Consider the following 13,945-nt stretch of genomic DNA (forward strand, 5'->3'; position numbering starts at 1 on the left):
GTGCGAGCCGTCATATTAGGCGTTCGTGGTGGAATCCATTCATGTAGGATTTCAAGGCCCTCACAAGCTATTTCAAATTCATGAGAAAAAAATGTGATACATTATTTGAATGTACCACAGGCTCTGAAGTCACATTAAATAGCAGGCATTTCAACAGGGATTTCTGTAATGTGCGTGATCTTGGAATGGATTCTGATCCGTAAACAAGCCAGATTGCATAACCCTTTTCGATGTAGAAATCGGTTACTTCAAATTTGTCAACAAATGAGGTTTTTTCTTTTTTATTAAGTCACGAAAGATTGCAATCTCCCTAGCTACCTTTGCTTTATTGCCTGTTTCTATTGCCTCTTTTATGACCTGCAGCTTAAATTCTTTTGAATGTTTATTTCGTTTCAACTTCCTCATTCCCTTATTACTAATAGTGTACCGTATATACTCTCTTAGTGTCCAAGTTCTCTAGAGGGCTAAATAGTACAAACTATAAAAAGAAGAATGCAAAAGTACCCTTCAGGTAACTTACATTCTTCTATAGATATGTTCTAGTATCTTTTTGTATCTACAATGATGCTATCCACCGCATAAGATGCCTCATATGCATTTTTCTGTACTTTTGCCTGATTACGTTGAATGAGCCAGTCTTTGGCCTCGATCTTCAAACTATTCATCCGGATTAGAATCGCATGATCGTACTCCATAATTTTTTGAAGTCGAGCTTGTTGGGGCAATGTAGCCTGCCGATTTTCTTGTCCCAACATGGAATCAATAATAAATTGACGTTTGTTCACAAACCGCTCCAACTCATCCGAATCTACCTCTTCAAGCTGAAGCATGAGTTCTTGCGTCAGTTCCTCTAAGTCCGTAATCAGTTCATCCATTTATGGCTCCAGGCTCAGATGAGGACACCATTTTATTCACCTGAACCCAGGTCTCTTTCAGCTCTTTCAAATAACCCAGGGCTTCCTCAGCAGGCTCAGAAGTCTTCTTCGTATTAGCATCAATAAGAAGAAAATTAATATATTCGTACAAAGCATTAAGATTCTCTGCAATATCAGAAGACTGATCCAAGGTAACAGCTAATTCGCTAACAATGGTTTGTGCTTTGCCCAGGTTCAGACTGACCTTCTCATAATCCTTCGTACCCAAACCATCAAGCGCTGTCCGTACAAAACGAATAGCTCCATCATACAACATAATCAATAACTGACCTGGTGATGAGGTCTGAACAGACGACTTGCGATATTGATCATATGGAGACTTAATCATATTTACACCCTTTCAATCTTTAAATATTAATATTTATCTGGCGAAGAAACTGGAAAGGCTGGAGGCTTGGCTTTGGTACTTACTCATTGCAGTCTCCATCGCTGTGAACTGTTTATAGTACCGACTTTCCATATCTGAAAGCCGTCTTTCAAGTGCGGTGATCTCTTTGGTGTATCCTTTGAGCGTTTTACCCATTACACTTTCTTCTTTATAGATACTGTTAACGTCGCCACTAAATTTGGTCGTACCCGCACGCTCTGCGATTTTAGACATCGCTGTATCCATCTCTGAGTACAACTTGCCAAATATAGAGCTATCCGTACTTGCACCCGAACCTTGGAAGAGATCAGCCACCTGCTGGGGATTATTAATAATTGCTTTTTTAAACTTCTCTTCATCCAAGTAAATTTTACCATTTTCGAAATACTTACCACCCGTTATCCCGATATTGCTCAATTCTCCCATTTTCTCACCCATAATGTTTCTCATGGTGGAGGTCAAACCAGAGAGAATATCATCATTTTTAAGAAGACCACTTTTGGCTTTCTCTTCCCACAGCTTAACGTCACTTTCGGACATTGCACTGCGTTGTTCTTTCGTTAATGGCTGGAAGCTACGATATTTCTCTTCCCCCACCTTTGTGTTGAACAGGGCCAAAATCTTGTTGTAATCCTCAATGAAAGACTTCATCGTCTCTAGCGCTTTATCGGGATCACTCTGTGTCGTAATAGTGAAGGGTTTATCACCAGTAAGCGTAACAGTACCATCAGGGTTTGTCACAAAACTACTTGCCGTTGTTGCCTGTAAATTCATCGTAATGCCATTGTAAGTTATTATGTTACTTTTCGGTGCCGGATCAATTTTCACACCGTTTATCACGACTACAGCATCTTTGGCTGCAACATTAGTGATCGTTGCCGTGGCACCTTTTCCGAAGACATCCAACAAATAATCTCCTGCACTTGGCGGCTGAACATCAAGGATACCCGTGGAACCCAAGTCTTTAGCAGAAATGCTAAACTTGCCTGTCAGTTCATCAAAGCTTGCTTGCACATTCAGTTCTGTTTTACTGTTAATTTTGGCAATAACAGAAGAAACAGTATCCTTACCTGTAAAGGTCATTTCTACATTGTTAACCTTAATTTTATATTCTTTAGTTAAATCGCTATCGCCCAAACTTGCCGTTGGCTGCCCGAACTTAATGCCATTGGCGAGTTCAGCAAGAGACTGTCGTGAAGAATAGCCCAGTTCTTTCCCATCAGTTACTATTGTCTTGGCAGTAGCCAACTGCGCAACAGACACATCCATCTTAATTCCATTCGCAGTTGCACCCGCCTCGGCTTTAACTGCATCTGTATTGCCCGCCACTACGGCCTTTTGCGTATTCAATGCAGAAGAAAGTCTGTACGTTTGCTGAAGCTTCGTATTACGGAATTCATACATCTTACTATTCAGATCACGATAGCTATCACGTTGCCATTCCAATACCGTTTTCTTTTGATTTAATTTATCCAGTGGAGCCCTTTTCGCCGTCATGAGTTCTTTGACCATACTATCAATATCCATACCGGAAAAACCATTTACACGCATAAATTCACTCCTCACATGTTAAAATGTATATTCACCCTTTATACTTTCTCATCGATAAGAATGCCTGCAATTTCCATCATCTTCGCTACCAGATCCAACGTCTGCTCACGTGGAATTTCTCGAAGCACTTCTCCTGTTTCCTTGTTAAGTACTTTGACCATAATATCATGTGTTTTCTCATGTATGCTAATGTCTAATGTGGTCTCTGGCCCTTGCAAAGCCTTCACAGCACGGTCAATATTACGGATCAGTAATTCTTCGCCTAACGGGAGTTTCATGCCTTGTCTTTCCTTACTGTAGGCTTCTCTCGCCGTTCTGATATTTGATATCTCACTTCCCACTTGAGAAGCTTCTGCCTGGTTTGAAACTTCGACCGTAGAACTACTTGCAGATGTACCAGCAGATAATGAAAACTGAATGTTCATCCTTGCATGACCTCCAACTGTGTTCGCATTTATAGTATATATCGGTTAAAAGTGAGAAGATTTTAGATCGTTGAATAAAGTCATTATCAAACTGCACTTCAGACAACTCGCTTTTCCGCTTAGCTAGCATACTCAAAGATGCAATAAAGGCTTATGTATACACTTCATAAATCTCCTGTACACAGACTCATTCTATTACTAATCTAAATTGATAAAACCTACCCAACAATACTGTCATAAGTGCGAATTTCAGGACATTATCGTTGAGGAGGCTTTTTTCTAAACTGGTTTTATTAAGCATGACTTCTTAACTAAAGTCATGGATTACCTTACGTACAGCTCTTATAACATCCTGTACATCCTGATCTGTCATTCTTGGATACAAAGGAAGGGTAATTGCTGTTTTATAGTAACTCTCTGCATTAGGACATAAGCCAGATTCATAACCAAGCTTCTGATAATAAGGTTGCAGGTAAACGGGGATGTAATGCACATTTACTCCAATATTTAATTTTCGTAAAGCTTCAAAGAATTCTTTTCTAGTACCGTTAAGCACCTCTGGAAGCCATCGAGTAACATAAATATGCCAACTTGAATTACTATCTTTATGCTGGAAAGGTAGTACTAGTCCCTCAATTCCAGCCAATTCTTTATTATATTGTTTGGCAATTTCCCTTCTTCTCTTAACGAAGGAGTCAAGCTTATTCATTTGTGAAGCACCTAATGCAGCTTGGAGGTCGGTCATCCTGTAATTATAACCCAGTGAATGCATCTCATAGTACCACGGGCCTTCATTATTCAACATTTCTTCAGGATCCCTGGTAAACCCGTGATTTCGGAATAGCTGAAGCTGACGATAGTAGTTTTCATTGTTGGTAACAATAACCCCGCCTTCGCCTGTTGTCACATGCTTCACGGGGTGAAAGCTAAACATCGTCATGTCTGCCCATGAACCAACTTTTACTTCTTGATAAGATGCTCCTAACGAATGAGCGGCATCTTCTATAAGTACCAGACCGTGATCTTTGGCAATCATATTAAGACGATCGATTTCAACAGGTTGTCCTGAGAAATCAACAGCTATAATGGCTTTTGTTTTTTTTGTAATTAACATTTCAACTTGATTTGAGTCCAAATTGTAGGTGTCCATGTCAATATCAGCAAATACTGGAGTGCCACCTTGATACAATATACAATTGCTACTTGCTAAAAATGTAATCGGAGTGGTGATAACCTCATCTCCTTGAGCAATTCCTGCTGCAAAACATGCTCCATGCAGAGCGGCCGTACCGTTAGCAAAAGCAACAGCATACTTAGCTCCGACATAATTGGCCACTTTTGCTTCAAAATTTTGGATTGCAGGTCCCTGAGTTATGAAATCTCCACGAAGGACCCCAAGCACAGCCGAAATATCTTCTTCATCTAGCCACTGTTGTCCGTATGGCAGCATTGTAGTGCGTACATCATGAGAGAATTGATTCGCATCCATTTTGAGCAGGGCTCCTTTCTTACCATTAAGTAGACTTGATAAAACTGCCGACTACTGTAGCCCGCCCTGCTGAATCCAAGTCATAGTACGTTCAATACCTTCTTCTAACGTCACTTTTGGTGTCCAATCAAGCAAACGATTTGCTTTCTTGGAATTACATAATAATTTCTGAATCTCACTCTGCGGATGAATATGTTCTACATGATTAATATTTTTAGGATCTCCCGTAACTAGTACAGCCAACTCATTAATTGAAATGTCTTTCCCTAATCCTGCATTTACAATCTCTCCATTAACTGCATCCGAGAAACCGGCTGATACTACAAATCTTGCACAATCTTCTACATATAATAGGTCTCTGGTCTGCGTACCATCTCCATAAATACTTAATTTATCACCCTTTAAATGGTTATTGATGAAAATCGCTACTACCCCACCTTCTCCACCTGTTTTCTGATAAGGGCCATAAGTGTTAAACGGACGAATGACAACGGTAGGAAGACCATAAGCATGATAAAATGAAAGCACCATATTCTCTGCAGCTACTTTAGCACCTGCATACGGAGAAGCTGGTTTGGTTGGATGTTCTTCGTTAATACCCGTCTCATCAGTACAACGATCATATACCATGCATGTACTCATAAAGACTACTTTAGTATCATGTTTACGACACTGCTCCAATATATAAAAAGTTCCTATTGTGTCGTTATTAAACGTTGTACGTGGATCATCAATAGAATCCTGAACATTAATAGAAGCTCCTAAGTGATAACATAGCTGAAACTGATTTTTTTCAAACAATTCTTCAAGTCGTGTTTCATTCAAAATAGAATCATGAATAAATTCCATAAGACCTGGATGATTGATAAATTCTTTGATATTTTCTTCTCTTCCATTTGATAAATCATCAAGAATCCAAACCTGATGACCTTCATTTAACAATTGTTTAACTACCCAACGACCAATAAATCCGGCACCCCCGGTAAGTAAAACTTTCAATTTCTAGCCCCCCTTGTTTATAAATGATGTTTGAAACAAAACGATAAGCTATACAAATCTTCGACCTATCAGATGACAGGCTTTTGTTCAATATGAGAATTGTATCTGGTTACTTGTGGTGTTTTTAGCAGGTAATCAATAACCTCTGCAGTGCTAACATTTGTATTAATAAAGTTATCGGCAACCGCTTGGCATAACATATAATCTTCCGGAGTATCTAAAGTTATTCTTAAATGCGGATGCTTTAAATTTGGCGGAATTTTAAATGGTACATATGTGAAAGAACCCAGATTTTCATATGCATAATAAGTGACATGTTCCCGATGTCGGGCTTCTTTCCCTATAGAGTTCACCTCGTTCAAAGCTGAGAAAGAAATAATCTCAACCGCAATCCCCCGAGGTAAACCCGTTTCGCATACAAGAATATCGGAAGGAGATGCCATCATAACTTCAATCATCCTCGTTGCTAAATCAAAGTCCAGAAATGGGCAATCTGAAGTCACTCGAATAACATAGTCTGATGAATACTTTTTCGCACATTCGTGATACCGTGCTAATACATCTTCTTCCGAACCACGAAAACAATGTACATCATTTGATGAACACCATTTTTCAATCTCATCATCATGATCAAGTGTTGTCGTAGCAACAACAACCTGAGAAACATGTTTTATTTCCCTGCATCTTGAGACTACATACCCAAGAACATTCGATTCACCCAGTGGCATTAGTACCTTGCCCGGAAGACGTGTAGAGCCCATGCGAGCTTGGATTATAACAGTAAAATTCATTATGCACCCCGCTTGATATTTACTAGATGATATCCCATGTAATTGGTTTACCTTGGGGAATATCATCCACTGCCACTCTCCCAATCACCTGATCTAAATATTTTGGAGCTAGTCCGTAGCCCGGTCTTATTACTTTGACATGCTCCAGACTAATTTTTTCCCCACGTTTTATATCTTTTGAAGCGTAAATAGATCTTCTTAGGTTTCTAGAGCTTTTCTCGCCTTCAGTTGGCCCATATGATATCTTCCCTAACGCTTGCCATGCTTTTGCTGCTTCCTCTACCAACAACTTCATTTCCTCGGGTTCCATGGAAAAGGCCGAATCCACCCCGCCATCCGCCCTTGATAAAGTAAAATGTTTCTCAATTACCGTTGCGCCCATAGCAACACTTGCTACTGAAACTCCAATTCCCATCGTATGATCAGATAACCCCACATCACAATTAAATAGATTTTTCATATGTGGAATCGTTGCCAAATTTGAATTGGTGGGCTCCGCAGGATAAGTGCTTGTACATTTCAAAAGAACTAATTGCTCACAACCGTATTCTCTGGCTGTTCGTACAGCTTCATCAAGTTCGGCTATAGTAGCCATACCGGTAGACATAATGATAGGTTTACCTGTACTGGCAACTTTTTTAATGAGCGGGATATCTGTATTTTCAAACGATGCAATTTTATAAGCAGGGACATCCAAAGTTTCAAGGAAATCAACTGCAGTTTCGTCAAATGGTGAACTGAACGCAATAAGCCCCAATTCCTTGCATTTATTAAAAATTTCAGTATGCCACTCCCATGGAGTATACGCCTGCTTATATAAATTGTATAATGATTGCCCTTTCCATAGGCTGGCTTGATCATTAATCGTGAAGTCTTTTGAATTGACATCCAATGTCATTGTATCAGCCGTATAAGTTTGCAACTTAATTGCATCTACCCCAGTTTTAGCTGCAGCTTCTACTATTGCCAGTGCTCTATCCAAAGATTGATTATGGTTACCTGACATCTCTGCAATAATAAAAGGTGTATGACCTGTTCCAATCTCTCTACCGGCGATCATGAACTTATCCGGGGATTCACTCACTATTTCAACCTCCTGCTGTATGATGATGGTTTTTTACATTGTTTTCTTATTCAAGTCCCTCTATTTTCTTTCTCATTATTATAAAATCTTCATCCATATCCCATTCATCATATTCCGCTTTAATGAAGGTCTTGATAGAGGCATGATTTTGCTTTTTTATTACAGCTTGTAAAATTCTGATAGAACGATCCCAGTGTGATGCTGTGCGTTCAAGTTCTGTTAGAATTTCTTGAGCAAATCCCTTCCCTCTGTGCTCCTGTGCTACGTTAATACTAACTATTGCATGCAGATTTTCCTTGTCCAGTCTAACAACAGCAATTTTTTCAGACTTATTCCAAGCTACCATCAGTTTTCGTTCAGAATTCAATTTACTCTGTTCCAGCCACCTCAAATGGTCATTCAATGTTACCTCTTCAATCTGAGCCGAATTCATTCTTGCTTCTGTCTCATTACGGCATTCCCAGAGAAAAAATACATCGCCCTCTCCTACATCACGTAATTCAATACGCCTTGTATGTTCGGTTAACAGCTTCACTACTCTGGAAGCACCTTTACCATCAATAAGAGCCATGGCCTTGTTTCTCGCCTCTTTCAGCCACTCCCCATGGTTGATTGTCTGCATAAAAATTTGAGTAATATCTTGCTCTTGAACAGACTCACTCTGCCCTATATACTTGTCTATCCCCAACAACTGACCTTGTTGAGCTAGTTCCAGTTGGTTCTCTGCTACTGCTATGACCAAGCCGGGTAAGCCTAAACAATATCTTTCCCACGTCATTCCGCCTCCTGCACATATGGCTAAGTCAGAGGAGGACATAATTGCAGCAATTGAATCTGGCTGAATAAAAAGTTCCATATACTCACTCTTATTACGCGTCATCCATTGCTCTATTCGTAGATTCGGTTTTCCTAATACAATGTTCACTTGTATATTCTCGTTCATTATCGGCTGTAAAGCTTTGATCGTTTTTATCGTTTCATTCGTAGGATCAGTCCCGCCAAAACAAACGAATATATTATTTATTCCTCTTTCATCCTGAGGATTTAGTGTCTCTCTTTTTTCTATGAATTCGCCTCTTAACAGTGTATATTCCGGTCCCAGAAGTTGAATCGCTGAAGAAGGAATCAAACGATCGTAAGTGTCTCTTTTCGAAACATTTGAGCTGGTGTCCAGTAGAATATCACAGTCATGAGATCGGTCAGCTAGATCGTCAACAACCATGATATTAGCGAATACTTTGCGGAGATTTTGTTCAAACGTAATATCCAAGGAATAATGATCCACAATCAACCAATCTTCCTGTTCTACGTGGTATCCATTAATGATAAGTTGTACAACATGTTCTGACTCATGTTCTCCATCAATAAAGATAGGGGTATCTATAAGTAACAGATCGCAACCCTTTTCCCTAATAAGACGAGTAATAAGCGGGTTCGCTTCTTTACAAATAAAAATAACCTCATAATCATGCTTAATAAGCTCTTCACTTAATGCAAGACATCGCATAACATGTCCAATACCCAGCTGTTCTGATGCATCTGCACGAATAAAAAATTTCACTTGAGTAACATCCTTCGAGTAAATTTTTTACTATATCATTTTTTCTTTTAAAAACCACTCACTGAGCTCTTGTTTTTGTATTGTTTTATTACGATCGGGATACGGTTTCTCTAAGACTTTATTATAATTTTCTTTATAAAAATAATCAGTTTTACTATCTTGAGGAATGATATACATATCTTCAGTTTCATATGCTGTTTCAGCTTCATCGTCTGTCATTAATTCTTCAAAACGCTTTTCACCTGATCGGAGACCAATGACGTCTACCAGAACCTCGCCCTGAATTCCATACTTTTCTTTTGTATTCTCGATCACCACTTCTGCCAACTCTCCAACATTGATAAGAGGCATTTTGAGAACAAATACTTCTCCACCCATTGCCAAACCATTCGCCTTCAAGATTAAATTAATGGCCTGAGAAGGAGTCATCATATATCTCAGCATCGTCGGATCAGTCAGAGTAATTCTACGATTTTCCAGTATCTGTTTTCGGAACAATGGTATTACCGATCCTCTGGAACTCATAACATTTCCGAATCGGACAGAAGAGAATATGGTGGATTTTGCTCCCTTATGATGCTCAGTAGCAGAGATTAAACGTTCCGCTGTGAGTTTGGTAGCACCATAGGTATTCGTAGGTGATATCGCTTTATCGGTACTCACAAACAACACTTTTTTTATTTTTTTCTCGATTGAAGCTTGAATTACATTCTGAGTTCCGATAACATTGGTTTGTACAGCTTCAAAAGGGTTATATTCGCAGGCAGGCACGTGTTTCATTGCCGCACAGTGAAATACATAATCAACATCTTCCATGGCTCTACCGAGACGTTGTAAATCCCTAACATCACCAATTAAGAATCGCAATTTATTGGAGTGTTCTTGAAAATCAATTCCCATCTCAAATTGCTTATGTTCATCTCTACTGAAGATCCGAATGACCCTGGGATCTTCTTGTAATAACCTTTCGACTAACTGACGACCTATTGTACCTGTTCCGCCAGTAATCAATATATTCTTTCCTGAATAAAGTCCTTGTCCCAAGTTGTCCACGCCCTTAATTAGAACTTATAATTCTTCCACTGTTGCTTGTAATATAGCAGTGATCTCATTGAGTGTGTACACACCAACATTTAGGAAACCAAGATTGATTTTCTGTGCTTGTACGACATTATCAAAATTAACAACGCGTTCAATATCATATAAATTCCACACTGAATTAATCATTGCCGGCTGCAAGCAATGGCGTAATAACATATCATCTAGCACCAACTTGAAGAAAAACTCAGTATGATCAATGATTTTCAGAGCTTTTTTCAGCTCCGCTTCTGATGAATACGCACTAAGTTTTAAACGCTTAACTTGTTTCCGTTGTTTTTCAAATTGATTTCTAATATTTAGGAAGTAACCATATTGTTCCTTCATAGCTTGTTTTATCTTTTGTTGCTGAAGTGGATAGTTCGCAATACTCTTTAGCATTTCAGATACAGGTGAGATTTTAGATGTACAATAGGTTTGACCAACCTGAGCCATTGTCAGTTGTCGAGTTGAGGCAATTTTTGCCCCACCTTCAGTAGCATTAATAACATCTAGTTCCTTTGTTGCAATCTCTATCTCAAACCATATACGGAAAGTGTTCCAGATCTCTCTAGTAGGCACCATTCCACCATAATATCCTTCGGTTTCCAAAGATTCTCTCTCTTCCGGCACGCTATTCATGATACTCTTGTCATCATAAATGGTACCTCCAGCATGTGTATCCTCTGCTGAGTTACCATAGGCCAAATCTTGACCCAGTAAGATAATAGGTGATGCACCTAGATGCTCAGCAACTCCAAAGGCGACATGGGCACAAGATAGACCTATACCGATCGAGTTGTCTCCCTGGAGTTCAAGAACTTCTTCTAGCCACATAAACTCTCCAACTCTTTCACGCATTGGAATTATGAATTCACCTGGATATTCATCGAATATCTCGGGATAGAGTACAAGCGGACCAACAAGTGTTGACTCAACAGGATACGATTTATCTTTATAAAAGTATGTGTAAGTCTCTATTCCACGTTCAACAGAGCATATAAAGTCAGGAACAATACCTTCATCACAAAGACGTTGAGCAATGGTGTCCACAGCAATGATAATGACGTTATCTTTCAATTCATGTAGTTGGTTGATATTTTTATTTAAAGACGGTCCGGCAGCCACAACTACAGCTGGCACGTTACGCATTGTATTCTTAAGTAGTGATACATCTTTCGAACGAGTAAGATGCTTGAGGTTTTTCATATGTTGTCTAAATCCAATTAAACTATCCTCTACAGAGTTGCCATATAACATCGTTTTATAGTTTACGGACTCTTTAATTACTTTAACAACGGCCAAACTGGACTGAAGATCTTGTTCACGATACATATGAGTAAAATAAAATTTGATCGTTTTCACATAGAATATAGCATTGGTTAATAAATACTTATCTAAAAATAGAGGCAGATTACTTAATTTATCTGCGAATACAACTGCCCCTGGTCTTTGAAGAAAAGAAAGGTCTTTTTCTTGCAACGAGTAGCTAAACAAGGAAACATTAGGTTCTATGATGACTAGCAGAGATTCGTCGCCCATCAATTGAATAAGTTTTTCAATTTCTTCTACAGAGTAAATTCCCAGAACAAAAATCAGTTCCCTTTTTAATGGATTTGGTTGATTGGAATCATCGAATTCACTTTTTAAGGCGAATACCCGCTCTCCATTAACGAATATTTCATTCCCGCTGCTATCCACTTCAAAGGATGTTTGTTCTAACTCACTTTCATCTGGCATTCCAATCCAGTGGTCGGTGTTAGCTGATAGAATCTCAATATTCCGATCCATTAAATCCATTATTCTTGCTCCCTTATGCATAATTTTCTTTATAATCAGAGATTTACTACAGCACTAGTATAGCAAGAAAGCCCCACCAAGTGGGGCTTTCTTGAACTGATCAAAAATCTTCTTAAAACAGACTCCTGCTAAAGCTTTAATTATCTCAGCAATTGCAGTACGCCTTGTGGTGCTTGATTTGCTTGAGCCAACATTGCTTGAGCTGCTTGAGCCAAGATGTTATTCTTCGTTTGGCTCATCATTTCTTTCGCCATATCAACGTCACGGATACGGGATTCAGCAGCTGTCAGGTTCTCAGAAGCTGTTCCCAAGTTGTTGATTGTGTGCTCCAGACGGTTTTGTACAGCACCCAGCTTAGCGCGCTCGCTAGATACCAAGGAAGTTGCTTTATCCAGAACAGCAATTGCTTTGGAAGCATCTTCACGTGTAGAGATATTCAAAGCAGCTTCGCCTTTGATATCGTTGGAACCGTTAGTAACAGCGTTATCTTTTGTGAAACCAGCTTGTCCAGCGTTACCTGTGATACCCAGTGCAGCTGCACGAACGTCATTAATTTGTAAGGACATGGATTGACCTGTGTTTGCACCAATTTGGAACTTCGTGGAGAAGCCTACGCCTTGTGCGCCTGCGCCCACTACTTGTTCGATGTTACCAATTGTTGCAGCATTACTTAATCCCATACCTGCTGCAGGAGTGGTTCCCAGTTTAATATCTTTACCTGTTTCGGAAATGAACTGGATTTTGTTATCTTTGGACAAGGAAGCTGTAACTTTACTGTCCATGCCAGCTGATTGCAAAGATGCATTGATGTCTTTAATCAAACTATCCATTGCAGCTTTAGCTACATTCGCATCAGCATTGTTAGTATCATAAGTTTTTGGAGTTGTACCTTTGTTAAGATCAATAGTAACTTCACTTTCAGATCCAACAGTAAATTTAATCGTTGCACCTACAGCAAGAGAAACAGCAGCGCCTGTAAGTGAATTTCCACCCTGAAGTCCTGCACGTTCTACAGTTGATGGGTCACCTTTAACAGAAATCGATGTTGCTGCACTTGCACCCAATTTCGTACCACCAACAAACTCCAATTCACTTTTCGCACCAGAAGACTTAGCAGTGAACTCAAGTTTATCTCCTGCACCTATTTTGATGTCTACCAGGTCAGACAACTTCACACCACCAGATGTAACTCCTTCCAGTGCTGTTTTCAATGCTTTAGCATTATTAGCAACACTAGCACCAGTGGAACCAACAGTTACAGAAGAAAGCTTAAACGTTTTGTCATCAATTTTAATTGTTGTACCAGCAGAAAGTGTAATAGCTCCTGATGAGATTGCAGTGCTCATTGCTTTCTTAGCATTTGTAGCTTGTGTCAGCTTTTCGCTGTCGCTTGAACCGATGCCACCGTTAAGCAACTTTTGAGTATTGAACTCAGTTGTGTTACCGATACGGTTGATCTCGGAAGTCAGTTGGTTCATTTCGTCTTGCAGCGCTTGACGGTCGGAGTCTGTGTTCGTTCCGTTCGCGGATTGGTTAGCAATCTCGCGTTGACGTTGCAGGATGGAGTGAGTTTCGTTCAAAGCACCCTCAGCTGTTTGGATCAAAGAGATACCATCTTGAGCATTACGGGAAGCTTGGTCCAAACCACGGATTTGACCGCGCATTTTTTCGGAAATTGCCAGACCTGCAGCATCGTCACCAGCACGGTTAATGCGGAGACCGGAAGACAATTTTTCGATGTTTTTGTTAGTGTTACCTGTGTTAATGGACAATTGGCGGTGAGTGTTCAACGCCGGAATATTATGGTTGATAATCATTGAGTGTTTCCTCCCTGAAGATAAATTAGTTCCACATCCTTGTGGTAAA

Annotated in this window: 12 protein-coding genes; all 12 read right to left on the minus strand. The window is 39.6% G+C overall.

What is annotated here, in order from left to right:
• Positions 1 to 539 precede the first annotated feature (539 nt).
• The 12 genes from C161_RS00445 to C161_RS00500 all read right to left on the minus strand — a co-directional run bounded on the left by C161_RS00445 (position 540) and on the right by C161_RS00500 (position 13,896).
• Positions 540 to 875 carry a hypothetical protein gene (locus C161_RS00445; protein ID WP_036667736.1) on the minus strand — a complete coding sequence of 112 codons (336 nt, stop codon included), beginning with the start codon at positions 873 to 875 and terminating at the stop codon, positions 540 to 542.
• Positions 868 to 1,263, minus strand: a complete 396-nt coding sequence (gene fliS / locus C161_RS00450; protein ID WP_036667737.1) for a flagellar export chaperone FliS — start codon at positions 1,261 to 1,263, stop codon at positions 868 to 870. Before fliS ends, C161_RS00445 begins: the two co-directional genes overlap by 8 nt.
• Positions 1,264 to 1,296: 33 nt before the next feature.
• Positions 1,297 to 2,853, minus strand: a complete 1,557-nt coding sequence (gene fliD, locus C161_RS00455; protein WP_036667738.1) for a flagellar filament capping protein FliD — start codon at positions 2,851 to 2,853, stop codon at positions 1,297 to 1,299.
• Between the two features lie 38 nt (positions 2,854 to 2,891).
• Positions 2,892 to 3,278, minus strand: a complete 387-nt coding sequence (locus C161_RS00460; RefSeq protein WP_036667739.1) for a flagellar protein FlaG — start codon at positions 3,276 to 3,278, stop codon at positions 2,892 to 2,894.
• 307 nt (positions 3,279 to 3,585) lie between these two features.
• Entirely contained in the window at positions 3,586 to 4,767 is a 1,182-nt protein-coding gene (gene pseC, locus C161_RS00465) for a UDP-4-amino-4,6-dideoxy-N-acetyl-beta-L-altrosamine transaminase (protein WP_036667741.1), read from the minus strand.
• 51 nt (positions 4,768 to 4,818) lie between these two features.
• A complete protein-coding gene (locus C161_RS00470; protein WP_036667742.1) occupies positions 4,819 to 5,766 on the minus strand; it encodes a dTDP-glucose 4,6-dehydratase in 948 nt (315 codons plus the stop codon).
• A 68-nt stretch (positions 5,767 to 5,834) separates the two neighbouring features.
• Complete coding sequence (locus C161_RS00475) at positions 5,835 to 6,557, minus strand: cytidylyltransferase domain-containing protein (protein WP_036667743.1); 723 nt, start codon at positions 6,555 to 6,557, stop codon at positions 5,835 to 5,837.
• 22 nt (positions 6,558 to 6,579) lie between these two features.
• Positions 6,580 to 7,617 carry a pseudaminic acid synthase gene (gene pseI / locus C161_RS00480; protein WP_036667947.1) on the minus strand — a complete coding sequence of 346 codons (1,038 nt, stop codon included), beginning with the start codon at positions 7,615 to 7,617 and terminating at the stop codon, positions 6,580 to 6,582.
• 70 nt (positions 7,618 to 7,687) lie between these two features.
• Positions 7,688 to 9,202: a UDP-2,4-diacetamido-2,4,6-trideoxy-beta-L-altropyranose hydrolase gene (gene pseG, locus C161_RS00485; protein WP_051449515.1), complete on the minus strand. Its 1,515-nt coding sequence runs from the start codon at positions 9,200 to 9,202 to the stop codon at positions 7,688 to 7,690.
• 30 nt (positions 9,203 to 9,232) lie between these two features.
• On the minus strand, positions 9,233 to 10,246 hold the full coding sequence (locus tag C161_RS00490; RefSeq protein WP_036667744.1) for an SDR family NAD(P)-dependent oxidoreductase: 1,014 nt from the start codon (positions 10,244 to 10,246) through the stop codon (positions 9,233 to 9,235).
• Positions 10,247 to 10,270: 24 nt separating this feature from the next.
• Positions 10,271 to 12,079: a motility associated factor glycosyltransferase family protein gene (locus C161_RS00495; RefSeq protein WP_036667745.1), complete on the minus strand. Its 1,809-nt coding sequence runs from the start codon at positions 12,077 to 12,079 to the stop codon at positions 10,271 to 10,273.
• Positions 12,080 to 12,219: 140 nt separating this feature from the next.
• On the minus strand, positions 12,220 to 13,896 hold the full coding sequence (locus C161_RS00500; RefSeq protein ID WP_036667746.1) for a flagellin N-terminal helical domain-containing protein: 1,677 nt from the start codon (positions 13,894 to 13,896) through the stop codon (positions 12,220 to 12,222).
• Positions 13,897 to 13,945: the final 49 nt, after the last annotated feature.

Source organism: Paenibacillus sp. FSL R5-192 (assembly GCF_000517845.1).
Lineage (GTDB): Bacteria > Bacillota > Bacilli > Paenibacillales > Paenibacillaceae > Paenibacillus > Paenibacillus amylolyticus.

Excerpts from the sequence above, each read along its gene's own strand:
- pseC (WP_036667741.1), bottom strand. The coding sequence starts at position 4,767 with ATGGATGCGAATCAATTCTCTCATGATGTACGCACTACAATGCTGCCA.
- C161_RS00445 (WP_036667736.1), bottom strand. The coding sequence starts at position 875 with ATGGATGAACTGATTACGGACTTAGAGGAACTGACGCAAGAACTCATG.
- C161_RS00500 (WP_036667746.1), bottom strand. The coding sequence starts at position 13,896 with ATGATTATCAACCATAATATTCCGGCGTTGAACACTCACCGCCAATTG.
- C161_RS00495 (WP_036667745.1), bottom strand. The coding sequence starts at position 12,079 with ATGGATTTAATGGATCGGAATATTGAGATTCTATCAGCTAACACCGAC.
- fliS (WP_036667737.1), bottom strand. The coding sequence starts at position 1,263 with ATGATTAAGTCTCCATATGATCAATATCGCAAGTCGTCTGTTCAGACC.
- fliD (WP_036667738.1), bottom strand. The coding sequence starts at position 2,853 with ATGCGTGTAAATGGTTTTTCCGGTATGGATATTGATAGTATGGTCAAA.
- pseI (WP_036667947.1), bottom strand. The coding sequence starts at position 7,617 with ATGATCGCCGGTAGAGAGATTGGAACAGGTCATACACCTTTTATTATT.
- C161_RS00460 (WP_036667739.1), bottom strand. The coding sequence starts at position 3,278 with ATGAACATTCAGTTTTCATTATCTGCTGGTACATCTGCAAGTAGTTCT.
- C161_RS00475 (WP_036667743.1), bottom strand. The coding sequence starts at position 6,557 with ATGAATTTTACTGTTATAATCCAAGCTCGCATGGGCTCTACACGTCTT.